This window comes from Streptomyces sp. NPDC050610, from assembly GCF_040654875.1.
Classification (GTDB): Bacteria; Actinomycetota; Actinomycetes; order Streptomycetales; family Streptomycetaceae; genus Streptomyces.
Map to the genome: position 1 here is coordinate 93,441 of NZ_JBFAIV010000028.1, position 13,983 is coordinate 107,423.

General features: G+C 68.8%; 17 protein-coding genes and 1 pseudogene. 9 read left to right on the plus strand and 9 right to left on the minus strand.

Annotated elements, in window-relative coordinates; genetic code table 11:
- Positions 1-149: 149 nt before the first annotated feature.
- Positions 150-992 carry a YceI family protein gene (locus tag AB0I22_RS29170; protein WP_363133931.1) on the plus strand — a complete coding sequence of 281 codons (843 nt, stop codon included), beginning with the start codon at positions 150-152 and terminating at the stop codon, positions 990-992.
- A gap of 101 nt (positions 993-1,093) precedes the next feature.
- Here AB0I22_RS29170 and AB0I22_RS29175 read toward each other — a convergent pair whose 3' ends face one another.
- The 3 genes and pseudogenes from AB0I22_RS29175 to AB0I22_RS29185 all read right to left on the minus strand — a co-directional run bounded on the left by AB0I22_RS29175 (position 1,094) and on the right by AB0I22_RS29185 (position 2,731).
- Positions 1,094-1,894: a TetR/AcrR family transcriptional regulator gene (locus AB0I22_RS29175; RefSeq protein ID WP_363133932.1), complete on the minus strand. Its 801-nt coding sequence runs from the start codon at positions 1,892-1,894 to the stop codon at positions 1,094-1,096.
- Positions 1,895-1,938: 44 nt separating this feature from the next.
- Positions 1,939-2,325, minus strand: a pseudogene (locus tag AB0I22_RS29180) (MFS transporter); the annotation flags it as partial.
- 208 nt (positions 2,326-2,533) lie between these two features.
- A complete protein-coding gene (locus tag AB0I22_RS29185) occupies positions 2,534-2,731 on the minus strand; it encodes an SH3 domain-containing protein (RefSeq protein ID WP_363133933.1) in 198 nt (65 codons plus the stop codon).
- 391 nt (positions 2,732-3,122) lie between these two features.
- Here AB0I22_RS29185 and AB0I22_RS29190 point away from each other — a divergent pair, with 391 nt between their 5' ends.
- Positions 3,123-4,064 (plus strand): AraC family transcriptional regulator, encoded by a 942-nt coding sequence (locus AB0I22_RS29190; RefSeq protein WP_363133934.1) that lies wholly within the window; start codon positions 3,123-3,125, stop codon positions 4,062-4,064.
- A gap of 149 nt (positions 4,065-4,213) precedes the next feature.
- On the opposite strand, the gene AB0I22_RS29195 is transcribed toward AB0I22_RS29190, so the two are convergent.
- Positions 4,214-5,077 carry a methyltransferase domain-containing protein gene (locus AB0I22_RS29195; RefSeq protein WP_363133935.1) on the minus strand — a complete coding sequence of 288 codons (864 nt, stop codon included), beginning with the start codon at positions 5,075-5,077 and terminating at the stop codon, positions 4,214-4,216.
- A gap of 199 nt (positions 5,078-5,276) precedes the next feature.
- Here AB0I22_RS29195 and AB0I22_RS29200 point away from each other — a divergent pair, with 199 nt between their 5' ends.
- Positions 5,277-5,867, plus strand: a complete 591-nt coding sequence (locus AB0I22_RS29200) for a hypothetical protein (protein WP_363133965.1) — start codon at positions 5,277-5,279, stop codon at positions 5,865-5,867.
- The gene (locus AB0I22_RS29205; RefSeq protein WP_363133936.1) at positions 5,864-6,118 is read left to right on the plus strand and encodes a hypothetical protein; all 255 of its coding nucleotides are present in this window, start codon (positions 5,864-5,866) and stop codon (positions 6,116-6,118) included. Before AB0I22_RS29200 ends, AB0I22_RS29205 begins: the two co-directional genes overlap by 4 nt.
- 413 nt (positions 6,119-6,531) lie before the next feature.
- Here the strand turns inward: AB0I22_RS29205 and AB0I22_RS29210 are convergent, their stop codons facing one another.
- The gene (locus tag AB0I22_RS29210; RefSeq protein ID WP_363133937.1) at positions 6,532-6,735 is read right to left on the minus strand and encodes a DUF397 domain-containing protein; all 204 of its coding nucleotides are present in this window, start codon (positions 6,733-6,735) and stop codon (positions 6,532-6,534) included.
- Positions 6,732-7,544: a helix-turn-helix transcriptional regulator gene (locus tag AB0I22_RS29215; RefSeq protein WP_363133938.1), complete on the minus strand. Its 813-nt coding sequence runs from the start codon at positions 7,542-7,544 to the stop codon at positions 6,732-6,734. The genes AB0I22_RS29210 and AB0I22_RS29215 overlap by 4 nt, the downstream gene beginning before the upstream one ends.
- 300 nt (positions 7,545-7,844) lie before the next feature.
- On the opposite strand from AB0I22_RS29215, the gene AB0I22_RS29220 reads away from it, so the two are divergent.
- Both AB0I22_RS29220 and AB0I22_RS29225 read left to right on the plus strand, forming a co-directional pair.
- Positions 7,845-8,093, plus strand: coding sequence for a hypothetical protein (locus AB0I22_RS29220; RefSeq protein WP_363133939.1), 249 nt, complete (start codon positions 7,845-7,847; stop codon positions 8,091-8,093).
- Positions 8,094-8,382: 289 nt separating this feature from the next.
- Positions 8,383-8,682, plus strand: a complete 300-nt coding sequence (locus AB0I22_RS29225; RefSeq protein ID WP_363133940.1) for a hypothetical protein — start codon at positions 8,383-8,385, stop codon at positions 8,680-8,682.
- Positions 8,683-9,066: 384 nt separating this feature from the next.
- On the opposite strand, the gene AB0I22_RS29230 is transcribed toward AB0I22_RS29225, so the two are convergent.
- Entirely contained in the window at positions 9,067-9,273 is a 207-nt protein-coding gene (locus AB0I22_RS29230; protein ID WP_363133941.1) for a DUF397 domain-containing protein, read from the minus strand.
- Positions 9,270-10,106 (minus strand): helix-turn-helix transcriptional regulator, encoded by an 837-nt coding sequence (locus tag AB0I22_RS29235; protein WP_363133942.1) that lies wholly within the window; start codon positions 10,104-10,106, stop codon positions 9,270-9,272. The genes AB0I22_RS29230 and AB0I22_RS29235 overlap by 4 nt, the downstream gene beginning before the upstream one ends.
- A 179-nt stretch (positions 10,107-10,285) precedes the next feature.
- Here AB0I22_RS29235 and AB0I22_RS29240 point away from each other — a divergent pair, with 179 nt between their 5' ends.
- The 3 genes from AB0I22_RS29240 (at position 10,286) to AB0I22_RS29250 (ending at position 11,576) form a co-directional block, all read left to right on the plus strand.
- On the plus strand, positions 10,286-10,426 hold the full coding sequence (locus AB0I22_RS29240; RefSeq protein WP_363133943.1) for a hypothetical protein: 141 nt from the start codon (positions 10,286-10,288) through the stop codon (positions 10,424-10,426).
- A gap of 587 nt (positions 10,427-11,013) precedes the next feature.
- On the plus strand, positions 11,014-11,169 hold the full coding sequence (locus AB0I22_RS29245; protein ID WP_363133944.1) for a hypothetical protein: 156 nt from the start codon (positions 11,014-11,016) through the stop codon (positions 11,167-11,169).
- 281 nt (positions 11,170-11,450) lie between these two features.
- Positions 11,451-11,576: a hypothetical protein gene (locus tag AB0I22_RS29250; RefSeq protein WP_363133945.1), complete on the plus strand. Its 126-nt coding sequence runs from the start codon at positions 11,451-11,453 to the stop codon at positions 11,574-11,576.
- An 832-nt stretch (positions 11,577-12,408) separates the two neighbouring features.
- On the opposite strand, the gene AB0I22_RS29255 is transcribed toward AB0I22_RS29250, so the two are convergent.
- A complete protein-coding gene (locus AB0I22_RS29255; RefSeq protein WP_363133946.1) occupies positions 12,409-13,947 on the minus strand; it encodes an MFS transporter in 1,539 nt (512 codons plus the stop codon).
- Between the last annotated feature and the right edge of the window lie 36 nt (positions 13,948-13,983).

A 13,983-nucleotide genomic window follows, 5' to 3' on the forward strand; every position in this document is an offset into this window, starting at 1 on the left:
GCGGCCGCCGCCGGGGCTCCACAGCAGACCGACGGCGTCCGGTGCCGCGGGCCCCATGACCCCACGGCACATCCCACGTCACACCCCACGACATCCCCCCACACGTCCCCACACGTACGACGAGCGAGAAATCGGGAGCGGGAACGGCAATGACCACCACTGGGGCAGGACTGCGGGCGCGGGTACGCACCCGCGACGGCTGGGCGGTGCAGCACGCGGTGCTCACCATGACCGACATGCAGGGCGCGCAGGTACTGCGCGCCCAGGCCGACGACGACGGCGCGGTCCACTCGGACCAGCCGCTGGCGCCCGGCCCGTACACGGTCATCGCGACCGCCGTCGGCTACGCCCCGGCCGCCTCGACCGCCATCGTCACCGCCTCCGGGCGCGCCGACGTCGGCACCGTAGTCCTCGCCCGGCAGGGCGGCGTGGAGCTGCCGCCGCCCGGGGCGTGGACCATCGACCCGATGCACTCCTCGGTGGGCGCGGTCGCGCAGCACCTGGGGATATCCAGCGTGCGCGGGCGGTTCACCGAGTTCGCCGGGCGCATCGAGATCGCCGAGAACATCGACGACCCGTCGAAGTCGGCCGTCGAAGCGGTCATCCGGGCCGACTCCATCGACACCGGCAACGCCATGCGGGACGGCCACCTGAAGTCCGCCGACTTCCTGAACGTAGAGGCCTTCCCGGAGATCACCTACCGCTCCACGGGCCTGGAGCCGGCCGGCGCCGACCGCTGGACGGTCCACGGCGAACTGGCCCTGCACGGCGTGGTGCGGCCCGTGGACCTCGCCCTCACCTACCTCGGCACCGGCCCGGACCCGTGGGGCGGCACCCGCGCCGCGTTCCGCGCCACCGCCGAGCTGCGGCGCGAGGACTTCGCGATGAACTACAACCAGGTCGTCGCGGCGGGCATCGCGGCGATCGGCACCACGCTGCGGGTCGAGCTCGACATCCAGGCGGTGCAGGGGACGCAGCTGCCGGGGCTGTAGAGGCGGTGGCAGAACGTGGGAAGGGGCGTACGGACTTCCGTACGCCCCTTCCCGTTCCCACGCCCGTTCCCACGTCCTACGAGCGTCTCGCGGGCGGGTTCCTACCGCCCCGCGTCCTGCCCGCTCTCCCGCCGCGCGCGGTCCCTCAGCACCTCGATGCCCGCGATGGCGCAGTCCAGCGCCACCTCGAAGTCGCGGGCGCGCATGGCCTCGATGTCGGTGCTGGGGCGGGAATCCATGAGCCGCTTGGACTCCTCGAACTCCGGCCGCTCGTTGACGGTGGCCATCACCTCGGAGAAGTACTCGTCCTGCGTCAGCCCCGCCTCACGGCAGCGGGCGGCGAAGCGGCCCTCGATCGTGCCGTAGCCGTAGACGAACTGGTAGACGAGGGCCAGGACGCCGGGGATCTGCTCCATCGGCAGCCCGCTGCTGATCGCGACGCGCTGGGCGGCGGTGGCGAACGCCATCGCGTGCGGACCGATGTTGAGGTACTCCCCGATCAGCCTGGAGACCCATGGGTGACGGACCAGCATGTCGCGGTTGGTGACGGCGAGCAGCCGCAACTGGTCGCGCCAGTCGGCGTCCGTGCCCTCTTCGGGCACTTCCAGCTCGGCGGCGGCCGCGTCGACGGCGAACTCCAGCAGGTCGTCCTTGGTGTCGACGTACCAGTAGACGGACATCGCGGTGACGCCCAGCTCCGCCGCCAGCCGCCGCATCGAGAACTTCGTCAGGCCCTCGGCGTCGAGCAGCCGGACGGTGGCCGCGACGATCCGGTCGTGGTCGAGCCCGGCCGACTGCTCGGCGCCGCCGCCCGGTCCGGAGTGTTCCGCCCTGCGTTTGGGAGCGGGCCGGTCGTTCAGCCACACACTGGCCCGGATGGTTCGGGTGCGGCCGCTCGCCATGGCGCGCTCTCCTTCTGCGATGCGCTGGTGGTACGTATCCGATGCTAAGGCCCGGACCGGGCGAAGCCGCCCGCACGGTCCGGGCCCGGCGGCACTCGGCCGCCGACCGGTACGCCCCGCTCCGCTTCCGGCCCCGGCGGTGCGGCGTCGGCACGCTCGGCACGGCGCAGCAGCAGCGCGGCCAGCACACCGCCGACGAACACAGCCGCCGCACCGGCCAACTGGCTTGTCTGGACGTCGGTTGAGAAGGCGTCGGCGACGACGGCACGGTCCGCGTCCGTACGGGCGGCGGCGGGCACGGCTACGCCCAATCCATTGCCGAACTCGGTCAACGTCCCATTGACACCCGCACCGACACCCGCCTTCTCCGGCGGAATCGCGAACATGATCGCGTTGGCCATGGCCGGCATCGCGAGCGCGATACCCGCACCGCACCCATCAGGACCAGCCCGAGCGGACATCGGAACCTTCAGCCGCCGCGGGCGAACGCGTGATCACGGTTTCGCTGGTGCGCAGGCCAGAAATCAGGTGCTGAACGTGCTGAACGTAGTGACGCCCGCCCCGGCCGGGGCGGGCGTCACTACGAGGGGAAGGGCGAGTTGGTAGCTACCGCTCCGCCCTCTGGGCCATCTGCCTTCCCTAGGACTGGACGTACTGAGCGGAGAACCAGCCGTGGGTGTTGGTTCCCGCGATGCGCGCGTAGACCCATGTCCCACCTGAGTTGTAGTCCCAGATCCACAGGGTGGTTCCCTTGTCCACCTGCCCCAGGGCCTGGCAGGAGGTCGAGGGGCCGGAGCGGTACTTCACCGTGGTGGTGGCGTGGGCTTTGATGGACACAGCGTGCTTACCTGCCGTGCACGCCTGTATATCCCCTGCGGCATTCGATACCGCTGAAGCCGGGGGCGCGATCAGCGCCCCAGCCCCCAGAGCGATGGTCGCCGCGGTCATCACGATCCTCTTCCTCAGCACGAGACTCCGTCCTTTCGAATCGACCAGAGCCGCTGCCCGGACGCGTTGCTGCGAGAACGACCGGTCGGCCTGGCTTCGTGTCCGGTGATGAGCTGCATCAGATGCTGTCGCCGCGTTCGCTTCGCGTCCTTAGCCCGCGGCGCACTGTCGTTGGCCTATTGCGCACTACCGCCCGACGAAGTTCCCGGGGAACGCTGAATGAACGCTCAGCACCGCGCTATGGGGGGATGCAGTGGAGTCCGTGTTCGACTGCGCCGGCGTGCCTGTTTCCGATCGCGCCGAGGCGTGGCGGGAGATCACGACGAAAGCGCTGGTGCCCACGAAGATCGAGCTTCCGGACCCGGCCTCCTTCAGCGCGCGTCTGCGGACCATGCCGCTGGGAGCTGTCCAGATGACAGAGATGTCCTACGGGCCGCATCTCTCGCGGCGAACGCCCGCCCTCATCCGCCAGTCCGACCCGGAGCACTACCAGTTCGCTCTGATCCGCACTGGACGCCAAGGCATCGACCAGGCCAGGACCAGAGCTCGCCTCTGTCCCGGCGAGATGGTGCTCTACGACAGCTCGCGCCCCTTCGACGCCTCCGTCAAGGCCGGTCCGCCCCCGGCTGAGTCGGTGCTGCTCCAGTTCCCCAAGCGCCTGCTGCCATTGCGCGAATCCCAGGTCAACCGGCTCCTGGCGGTGAACCTGCCGGGCGTGGAGGGCGTCGGCCGGCTGCTCGCCCAGTTCATGATCTCGCTGGTCGACGAGCATGCGAAGTTCGGCGCGCGGGACGCGGCCCGGCTGGGAACCACCGCGATCGACTTGATCACTTCTGTGCTGGCCCACCGGCTCGACGGTGAGATGCCCATCCCGTCGCAGTCGGCGCAGCGCGTCCTGTTCTTGCGCATCACCTCGTTCATCGACCAGCACCTGGACGACGCGGACCTGAAGCCCGCCACGATGGCATCGGCCCACCAGATCTCGTCGCGCTACCTCCAGCGGATCTTCCAGATGCACGGCACGACCCCCGGTGCCTACCTCAGACTCCGGCGGTTGGACCGATGCCGACGGGACCTGGCCGATCCCGGCTTGAGCCATGTCACCATCCGGGCCATCGCCGCCCGCTGGGGGTTTCCCCAGGCGGCCGAGTTCAGCCGCACGTTCCGTGCCACAGCGGGCATGCCGCCCAGCGACTACCGCAACATCCAGTTAGGGCACTGACGCCCCTCAGGAGACGCCCCAGGGGACGACGTACCGCCAGACCCATCGGCCGGCGCTGTCAGGGGCGTAGAGGCTGCCGCAACATCAAGAGCGGCGGCGGTGTCCGGCGGAACACGGCGGGTGCGGCTCGTCATCGACCGTGTCGGTGGTCAGTGGGTGCGCAGTCGCTGTCCTTCGGTGGGGGTGACTGTCAGCGTCCACTGTGGCCAGGTGGGCCACCCGGTCTCGCGCCACGGTCGGAACCCCCGCTGGCCGCGGGTTTTCATGAAGTACAGCGTCGTGATCAGCCCGCCCTCGGCGCCGCCCTCGCCATCGCACCGGAGCCACGCCAAGGCATCGCAGCGCATCGGGGTGTCGAGCGGCGTGATGATGAGCCCGCCCGCCTTGACCTGGCGCAGCCACGGCGCGGGGATCTCGCGGACGCCCACGGTCGAGATCAGCCGGTCGTAGGGCGCCTCGTGCTCGTATCCCTGTTCGCCGTCCGCGCACACCACGTGCGGGTGGCAGCCGAGTTCGGCGAGACGCGTCCGGGCGCGTTCGGCGAGGGCTGGTTGCAGTTCGAGAGTGACGAGGTGGTGGTCGCCGGTGCGGTGGGCGGTCAGGGCCGAGCTGTAGCCGGTGCCGGTGCCGATTTCGAGGGTGGTCTCGCCGGGCTGCGGGTCGAGGTGGTGCAGCATGTTGATCACGACGGCGGTGGAGGAGATCGACGCGGTGAAGTCGTTGCTGGCGGTGGGGCCGGCGTCGATGGATACGGTCCCGTCGGCGATCTGCGTGATGAGCGCCCAGTTGGGCCGGTAGACCGCCGCCAGCCACTCGGTGGGGTTCCGGGTACGGTCCAGGACCGGGTACCGGCCGTCGGCATCGCGTTCCGGCGCCCAGACCCGGTCCGGAACGAAATGGTGGCGGGGAACGGCGTGGAACGCCTGCCGCAGCCAGGGCCGGTCGGTGAAGTAGCCGCCCTTGTAGGTGTCGATGGTCTTCTCGCACTGTTGGCGAAGTTCAGCAGCATTCACGGCCCGTCCCCTCCGGCTTCTGCTCGTCTTCTCTACTCGTCGGACGGGAGGCCCGGTTCCTCGTCCTCGTGACCGTTGCCGCTATCGGGCCGACCGGTGTCGGGGAGGTCGCCTTCTTCTGTCTGTGGGGGACCGGCTCCCCCGCCGTTCGTACGGTCCATGGCCGGCTCATTCCATGACTTCTTCCATGGCTTCTTCCATGACTTCTTCCAGGGTGCGCCTCTTGTCGCCCGGCGCGGGGACTATTGCCGGTACGGGCGTCGGCACGGCCGAGGATGCGCCGGACATCGTGGCTGGCGACCTGTACGTCTATACCGACACGTGGCACCTGCAAGCCAACCTTGCCGGTCCACGAGGTTCGCAGGGCCCGAGCGGGGAACCGGGTCTCGTCCGGTCCGTCAACGGCCGCTCCGCGGCCGAGGTCGCCCTCGACGCCGACGACGTCCGCGCCATCCCCGCCACCGCCGCCGGCACCCCCGGACACGTGCCCACCGCCCAGCTCCCCCCGTTTTCCGGCGGGGGCGCGGTCGAGTCGGTCAACGAGAAGACCGGCGCGGTCGTACTGACGGCCGGTGACGTCGGCGCCCTCGCCACGGCGACCCGCGGCGCCCACGGTGGCGTCGACTCCGCCTCCGCCATCGTCGACGCGTCCGGCATCCCCGCATCCCTGCCGTGGGTGGCGGGGGCGCTCGCCGTCGCCGGTGGCCTCACCCGCGTCATGGCCCTGCCCGTCCGCGTCGGCCTCGGTCTGGTCGACGACAAGCCTCGGGCCAAGGGCGATGACTGGTGAACGAGTCCGCCGGTACCGACGTCGCCCTCGAACTGGAGCGACTGCGGCGCTCGGTCGAGGTCGGGTTCGCCAAGACTGACGGCGCGCTCGCGCTGCTCGTGCAGCGGTCCGACCAGACCGACGAGCGGCTCTCTGACCACGAGCAGCGCCTCGACGCCCTCGAACGCGGCCGGTGGCCACTGCCCACGGTCGCAGTCCTGACAGGGGTAGCCGGGGCGGCGATTGCCATGATCGCGCTATTCCAACGGTAGACGTGGGCCAGGTGCATACTGGCCCCTGCTTTCGCTCACAGGGAGGTCGCATCAATCCATGCGTTCACCCCATATGCCGGGTCCCGCGAAGTTGGACGAAAACCGCTGTCGGCCTGCGTAACATCGCAGGTCACTGCCTGTGGTCCCCGCGCAGGCGGGGGTGGTCCTAACGTGTTCATGGTGAAGGCGTGGGCGGTCCGGTGGTCCCCGCGCAGGCGGGGGTGGTCCCTGCGTCCATGACGCAGAAGCGCGCGACATCGAGTGGTCCCCGCGTACGTGGGGGCGACTTCCCAGCCTCGGCACCCTGGTCGCCAACCCGCTGCTCACCCTGTGGCAGACCGCCGCGCCCACTGACAACCTCGCCCCCGCACCGGCTGCATGCCGGTGCGGGGGCCTTTTGCGTGTGCGGCGGCTCAGACTTCGCTACGGGCCGCGAACGCGACGAACGCGGACCACGCGGCGGGGGAGATTATGAGCGCGGGCCCGTTCGGGGCCTTGCTGTCCCGGACGGGGACAACGCCCGGCACACCGTCCCCAACCTCGATGCAGTCTCCGCCGTTGGTGCTGCTGTAAGTGGATGCCCGCCACGTCACGGGCAGCGTGCTAGCGCTGATCATGCGCTCAGTCCTCTCAGATGCTTGCCGATCCTGTCGGCTGACGCGTCGGGCGACAGTGCTACAGCCCTGAGCAGATCATAGGAGAGCACAGCTTCAGCCACCTCGGCCGGTTCTGTGGTCATGCGCCCCTGCGAGAAGCCATCGACGTACAAGACGTCCGCATGGTCAGGAAAGCCCATGATCGTGAACGGGCCGGCGAGACCAGGGTGTTCGGGCTTCTCTACCGGAACCACCTGAATCACGACCCGCGGCGATTCGCCCGCCTTGAGCAGCCGTTCGAGTTGGGCACGCATCACATCCGCGCCTCCAATGTGCCGGAGTAGCGCGTACTCATCGACTACGAACCACGTACGCGGCGGCTCAGAGCGCTCGAACATCTCCTGACGAGTCATGCGTGCCGCAACGAGATCGTCCAGGTTGTCCGGCCGTACAGCGCTGAGCATCGCTCGCGCATAGTCCTCCGTCTGTAGTTGCCCCGGAATTACCTGACTCTGAAAGCTGCGCAGCGACGTAGCCTCACGCTCCAACTCGACGTACGGCAGGAACCACGACGGGTACGCATACCTGAGTACCAGCGGGTGAAGCCTCGTGAAGTGTCCGTCTGCCTTGAGTGCAAGATCCAGGTCTCTCGCCAAGGGCAGGGACGGGACCCGACGGCCGCGCTCAACCCTGCTGATGACTGGCTGCGTTGTGTTCGCATCCGAGGCCAACTCCGTCTGCGACGTCGAGCCTCGAAGTCGCGTCACCTCCGAGCCGAAGAAGGCCAGCACCGATGCTGAGGGGTCGAGATCTTCCGTCTCGGCAGTCATACAAGATCACTTCCTTATGCCAGGCCGTTCGGCATAGCGCACTCCCTGTTGAGCGTACGCGCAGACTCCGATTCTTGAAGACGAAGCGAGAGCAATCACTCACGGAGGGTGACGCATGTCCGCGCAAGTCTTCGATACCCCAACAGCTCCGGACCACATCGTGGTTGAGGCATGGCTCCGCGCAGGCGGTGCGTGGCGCATGGCTCCGGTGTGGTGGCCGGCCGAGAGCGAGTACCGACGCGACCGCCCCGTTCTGGCGCGCGTGCGGACCGAGTTGGGCCGCATGAAGTGGCTGTTCTCGTGAGGAGCCGAGCGCGGGAAGCGCTGTCCCGGCTGATGGCCGAGCAGGGCGTCAACGGTGCGCTCCTGGTGCCGAACGGCACGAACGGCACGAACATGCGGCTCGGCCCGGACGGCCCTCCGTCCGACCCCTTCACCTTCCCGCCGTGCCAGTGCGCCAAGTGCCGCGCAGGGCACGGCACGCCGGACACCTCCGTACAGCTGCGCGCCGACAACACCAACGACCTCCCGAACGGGAACGAGCAATGAGGCGGCCCCCACTGGCTCGTCTCCACCGGGCCTGCCGCGACGTCGAGCGGTGGTGGTCGCTGTACGGCCAGTTCTCCCGCCCGGTACGTGCCGTGTGGCCCAGTCGGCGACGCGTGCACCACGCCGTAACACTGCGGTGCACCGAACCCCGTTACTACGACGCGGCGTTGATGCGGATCGCACTGCGGATCAAAGACATCGAAACCGCCTCGGGAAAGCCGGACGAAAGCCGGCTCCTCCGGCGACTCCTCGGCCCCGAAGCCGAACAGATCATGAGGAGACGCCACCGATGAGCCGCACATTCCGGTACATGACCTGGACGTTCGAACAGGACCCAAGCACGTACCCGGAGTACAGCGCCACCTGCGTCACAGGGGAAGAGCGCGACTGCAGGGAGACGATCCGCGCCTGCGGCCCCGACTGGGCCGAGGAATGGATGCGCCGCCACACACAGGACACCGGCCACACCCGCTACCGCCGAACCAGCGCCGACTACGTAACGCTGGAACCCCCAGGCGACACCGGCCTGATCATCCCCGGCGAAGTCGCCCAGCCCCGCGCACTGCCCGCTGGAGAGGACGCCACATGAGAGGGCTCACAACCTTCCTCGTACTCGCCGGCTCCACAGCCATCGCCCTCCTCTACACACTCGCCACGCCCAACCACCCCTGAACACCCCTCCCCGTCGGTGACCCCACCCGGATTCTGCGGAGTTGGACGAAAACCGCGGTCGGCCTGCGTAACATCGCAGGTCACTGCCTGTGGTCCCCGCGCACGCGGGGGTGGTCCCCACGGCCTCGCCGTGCCGCCCCTCCTCGTCCCGTGGTCCCCGCGCAGGCGGGGGGCACCCCAGCATCACCGCCCTAGTCACCGGTCTGCCGCTCCACCGTGTGGCAGACCACTGCCGCCCACTGACGACCGCGCCCCGTCCCGGCTACGTGCCGGGGCGGGGCCGTTTTGCGTTGAGTGCGAGTCAGGCGTCGCTACGGACCACGAACGCGACGAACGCAGACCACGCGGCAGGCGAAACCGCGAGGACGGGCCCGTTCGGGTCCTTGCTGTCACGGATGGGGACGACGCCATGCAGAGGGACGAGGTTGCTGGCGACCTCTATGCAGTCGCCACCGTTGTTGCTGTAGGAGGATTTGAACCAGTGGGGAACCGGGTAGTCACCATTCACGAGCTGACCTCTCGTATCTCTTTCATCATGAGTGCAGACGCTGTCTGAGAAAGCGCTTCGCCCTGCAACTGATGGTAGGCCGTCAGCATGGGGAGTACGGTTGCGGGCTCACGGTCCACATGGCCTTGAGCCTGGGATTCGGCGTAGGCGACAACGGAGCGGTCGGGCATCGTCAGCAGGTTGACCGGCAAGTCGACCGTCCTTCGCTCGCCGATGTCGAACGGCGCTACCTGCAAGATCGTAGTGGGGCAGGCTGCACACTCGATCAGCCGTTCAAGTTGAGCGTTCATCACCGCCTGTCCACCGACAGGCCGCCGGATGCAACTCTCGTCCAGCACCACGAACAACATCGGGGGACGTTGCCGCTCCAGGGCCGACTGCCGTTCCATCAAGAATGAGACTCGTTCGTCCGCTTGCTCAGGCGTGATCGCCCCCCGTCGTGCGGCACTGTCTGCCAGCACCCGCGCGTACTCCGGGGTTTGCAGCAATCCAGGGATGATGCCGATGTTGTAAATCCGGATCTCCACTGCACGCCCCTCGTACCCGACGTACTCCGGGAACCCTTCCAGCAGACCTCCGTGCTTGATCTCGCGGTACTCACGCTCGAACGACTCCCCTGTACCCGCGAGGCCGAGGGCGCTGTCTACACTGCGCGAGAAACGGAGAGTTGGAGACTTCCGACCAGTTTCAACGCCAGAGATATGCACGCTGGAATAGTCCATATGCGCGGATAGGTCATCCTGAGTCCAGCCGCGCGCCTCCCGCAGTCTGCGCAGCCGCGCTCCGTAGGCTGCCTGAGGGGAAGCATCCGGATTCAACTCCTTGCGGTTCAAGGCGCGTCCACCATCCTTTCATTCCCTATCGGGAGGTTGAATGCTTCCCCGTAGGGGGCCACGCTGAACCTCCCAGTAGTGCTCTCACTACGGAGAGGAGTGGACCAGTGTCCCGAAATCGAGACCGCCCTACCAAACCTCCGCGGGCCCCCGCGCCCTTCCCCCCATCCAGTGGACCGGTGGAAGCCATCCTGCGCACCGGTGGGGCGTGGGCCATAGCTCCGACGTGGTGGCCCCCTGCTGGGGAGTACCGCACCGACCGGGCCGCACTGGCGCGCGTGCGGACCGAGTTGGGCCGCATGAAGTGGCTGTTCTCGTGAGGAGCCGAGCGCGGGAAGCGCTGTCCCGGCTGATGGCCGAGCAGGGCGTCAACGGTGCGCTCCTGGTGCCGAACGGCACGAACGGCACGAGCATTCGGCTCGGCCCGGACGGCCCTCCGCCCGACCCCTTCACCTTCCCGCCGTGCCGATGCGCCAAGTGCCGCGCAGGGCACGGCACACCGGACACCTCCGTACAGCTGCGCGCAGGACACCGGCCACACCCGCTACCGCCGAACCAGCGCCGACTACGTAACGCTGGAACCCCCGGGCGACACCGGCCTGGTCATCCCCGGCGAAGTCGCCCAGCCCCGCGCACTGCCCGCTGGAGGCCACGCCACATGAGAGGGCTCGCAACCTTCCTCGTACTCGCCGGCTCCGCAGCCATCGCCCTCCTCTACACACTCGCCACACGCAACCACCCCTGAACACCCCTCCCCGTCGGCGACCCCACGAGACCCGGCGGCGAGGCGGAACCACCCGACACCCGGACGAAGGGAGCCGCCTATGACACGCCCGTAGATGCCACCACGACCCGCCCTGTGGTGACGCACACGGCGGGTCACCGAACATCCCCGACCCGAGGACGCATGGAAGTGCACGACCTCGTCACCGACCTGGCTACCGGCACCCAGGACGGTGACCAGGAGCAGACCGACACCGACACCAACACCAGCGAACGCCGACACCGACGACACGTCGTCATAGAGACTCCCGCCCTGACCTTCGATCGGCCGAAGCCGTGACAGTCCCCCTCGCGTGCGCGAGGTACACGGAGCTGATCACCGAATTGCGGGACGCGCGGGAAATCCGCAGCGGTCCGGCCTGCGTGGACATCTGTATCCGGCTGCGTGGCCATCAGGCAGAGGACCACCCCGAGCCAGTACGGAGGGACGGAGGGGAGGCAACCAATTGGTGAGCCCCCACTCCGCCCGGCCCTGGGGCTCTTCACCCCCCTCCCGGTCGCACGCTTCCCATGAGCGGAGCCGGCCGGTACGGACCAACCCGAAGACAAAGTGAGGACGCAATGGAAGACGAGCGGACGCCCCCCGCCGAGACCCCGGACCCGCGCGACGACGACACCGCCGAAGGCACCAAGACCGGTGCCACCGAGACCATCGACGACAGCGACGCCGGCGACTCGACGTCATAGAAGAGCTTCCCGCCCTGGTCGCACGCCTGCCCGTGAAGCGGAGTCGGCCGGGGCGGGTCCCACGCCCCAATGGAGTGAACTCGTCTGGCAGTCCCAGACCGTAGAGGAGCAGGCGACGCAACATCTCTCCATGGCCAGCATCTGCCTTCTCTGCGCTAACCCCGAAGCCATCGCAGTCCTGGAAAACGCGGAGGGAATTCACCTGTTCCCCTGTCTATTCTGCGACCGCATTCCCAGAGGGGGGGCTGGCGAGTATCCGCAAACAGTCGGCGCACCTTGCGATACGCGGCACTGCACCGGGCGCGTGGAGGACCGCTACGATTTCAGGCCCGGACGCACTGCCCCCGTGGCCATCACCCGCCATGCGTGCCGCGGGTGCGGCTCGGCCAAGGCGGGCCGGACGAGGAAGCCGAGCCATGCCCGAGCACATCGAGAACGTCCCATGCCCGACCCCCGGTTGTAATGGCTCACGAGCAGACGTCTACGACGTCGATGCAAACGGGGTCACGACGAATACCGGTAGTCAGCCGCGCGATATCTGTGCGCATGGCGGTAACTGAAATCGCGGTGTAACTCCGTGCAGGCACCTTCCCCGCCCGTGTGCTCTCCCCCGAGGCACGCGGGCGGGGTGCCCGCGTGGCCTTCGTCGGAGTCATCCAGCCGAACCAGCCGAGCCCCGTCCCTGGCGTCCAGGCCCTGGGCCCACGGTCCGAGGCCGTGAAGGCCTGCTCCCTCGAATTCGCCCAGGTCGGGGAGGGCGAGCCTTCACCATGCCGCGGGCAACCAGCTACAGGCCGTGGAAGACGCCGACCCCATACGGACCCGGCGGCACTCAGCCGCCGACCGTTACGCCCCGCTCCACTTCCGGCTCCGCCGGTCCCGCGTCGGCGCGCTCGGCCCGGCGCAGCAGCAGCGCGGCCAGCACACCACCGACGAACACAGCCGCCGCACCGGCCAACTGGCTTGTCTGAACACCGGTTGAGAAGGCGTCGGCGACGGCAGCGCGATCCGCGTCCGTACGGGCGGCGGCGAGCGCGGCGGGCAGCGAGCCCGCACCGGCGGCGATGGCGGGTACGAGCGCGGCGAACCGCGAGTTGAGGACCGCGCCGAGCACGGCTACGCCCAATCCATTGCCGAACTCGGTCAACGTCCCATTGACCCCCGCGCCGACACCCGCCTTCTCCGGCGGAATCGCGGACATGATCGCGTTGGCCATCGCCGGCATCGCGAGCGCGATACCCGCACCCATCAGGACCAGCCCGAGCAGCAGCCCGGCGTAGCCGTGCGCGCCGAGGACGGCGACGGCGGCGAGGCCGACGGCCAGCAGGCCCATGCCACTGACGATGGTCAGCGGGGTGCCGAGCTTCGGCAGCAGCCGGGCGCCGACTCCGGTGAGGTTGAGGGCGACGATGACGAGCGCGAGCGGCGTCATGCGCAGCCCGGTCTCCAACGGGTTGTAGCCGAGCACGAATTGCAGGTGCTGGGTGAGCAGGAAGAACGAACCGCCCATGCCGAACGCGACCAGGATGCCGCCGGCCACGGCGCCGACGAACCGGCGGTTGCGGAAGAAGTGCATGTCCAGCATGGGGTGCGGGGCCCTGCGCTCCCAGAGCACGAAGACGCCGAGGCCGGCGAAGCCGATGAGGGCGGACAGCAGCACGGAGGCCGAGGTCCAGCCGTCCACGGGACCGGAGATGATCGCGTAGACGACGCCGGTCATGCCAATGGTGGACAGCAGCGCGCCGAGCAGGTCGGGGCGGTCGCCCGCCGGGTTCTTCGACTCGGGTACGAGCTTGAGGACCGCGATCAGCCCGAGCAGCGCGACGGGGATGTTGACCAGGAAGATCGAGCCCCACCAGAAGTGGTCGAGCAGCGCGCCGCCGATCAGCGGCCCGGCGGCGAAGCCGAGGGAGCTGACCGCGCCCCACAGGCCGATGGCCTTGGTGCGTTCGGCGTCGTCGAAGACCTGGACGATGACGGCGAGGGTGGTGGTCATCAGCAGCGCGCCGCCGACGCCCATGCCCGCGCGGGCGGCGATCAGTTCGCCCGTGGTCTGGGAGAGGGCGGCGGCGAGCGAGCCGATGCCGAACAGGGCGAGCCCGGCGGCCAGCAGCTTCTTGCGGCCGTAGCGGTCGGCGGCGCTGCCCGCGGTGAGCAGCAGCCCGGACTGCACGAGCGAGTACGCGTTGATCATCCACTGGATGTCGGAGGTCGCCGCGCCCATCTCGGTAGTGAGGGAGGGGATGGCGACGTTGAGGACGGTGTTGTCCAGGAGGACTGTGAGCTGGGCTAGGCAGATGACGCCGAGAATCAGCCACCTCTGGGGGTGGCCCGACCCGGCGGATGGCCGGATGGCGGCAGGCGCGGACAACTGGGCTCCTTGTACGGCGTATGGCTAGGGTGCGAT

Excerpts from the sequence above, each read along its gene's own strand:
- AB0I22_RS29210 (WP_363133937.1), bottom strand. The coding sequence starts at position 6,735 with ATGATCAGCGCTAGCACGCTGCCCGTGACGTGGCGGGCATCCACTTAC.
- AB0I22_RS29170 (WP_363133931.1), top strand. The coding sequence starts at position 150 with ATGACCACCACTGGGGCAGGACTGCGGGCGCGGGTACGCACCCGCGAC.
- AB0I22_RS29200 (WP_363133965.1), top strand. The coding sequence starts at position 5,277 with ATGACTTCTTCCAGGGTGCGCCTCTTGTCGCCCGGCGCGGGGACTATT.
- AB0I22_RS29245 (WP_363133944.1), top strand. The coding sequence starts at position 11,014 with ATGGAAGTGCACGACCTCGTCACCGACCTGGCTACCGGCACCCAGGAC.
- AB0I22_RS29250 (WP_363133945.1), top strand. The coding sequence starts at position 11,451 with ATGGAAGACGAGCGGACGCCCCCCGCCGAGACCCCGGACCCGCGCGAC.
- AB0I22_RS29215 (WP_363133938.1), bottom strand. The coding sequence starts at position 7,544 with ATGACTGCCGAGACGGAAGATCTCGACCCCTCAGCATCGGTGCTGGCC.
- AB0I22_RS29175 (WP_363133932.1), bottom strand. The coding sequence starts at position 1,894 with ATGGCGAGCGGCCGCACCCGAACCATCCGGGCCAGTGTGTGGCTGAAC.
- AB0I22_RS29225 (WP_363133940.1), top strand. The coding sequence starts at position 8,383 with ATGAGCCGCACATTCCGGTACATGACCTGGACGTTCGAACAGGACCCA.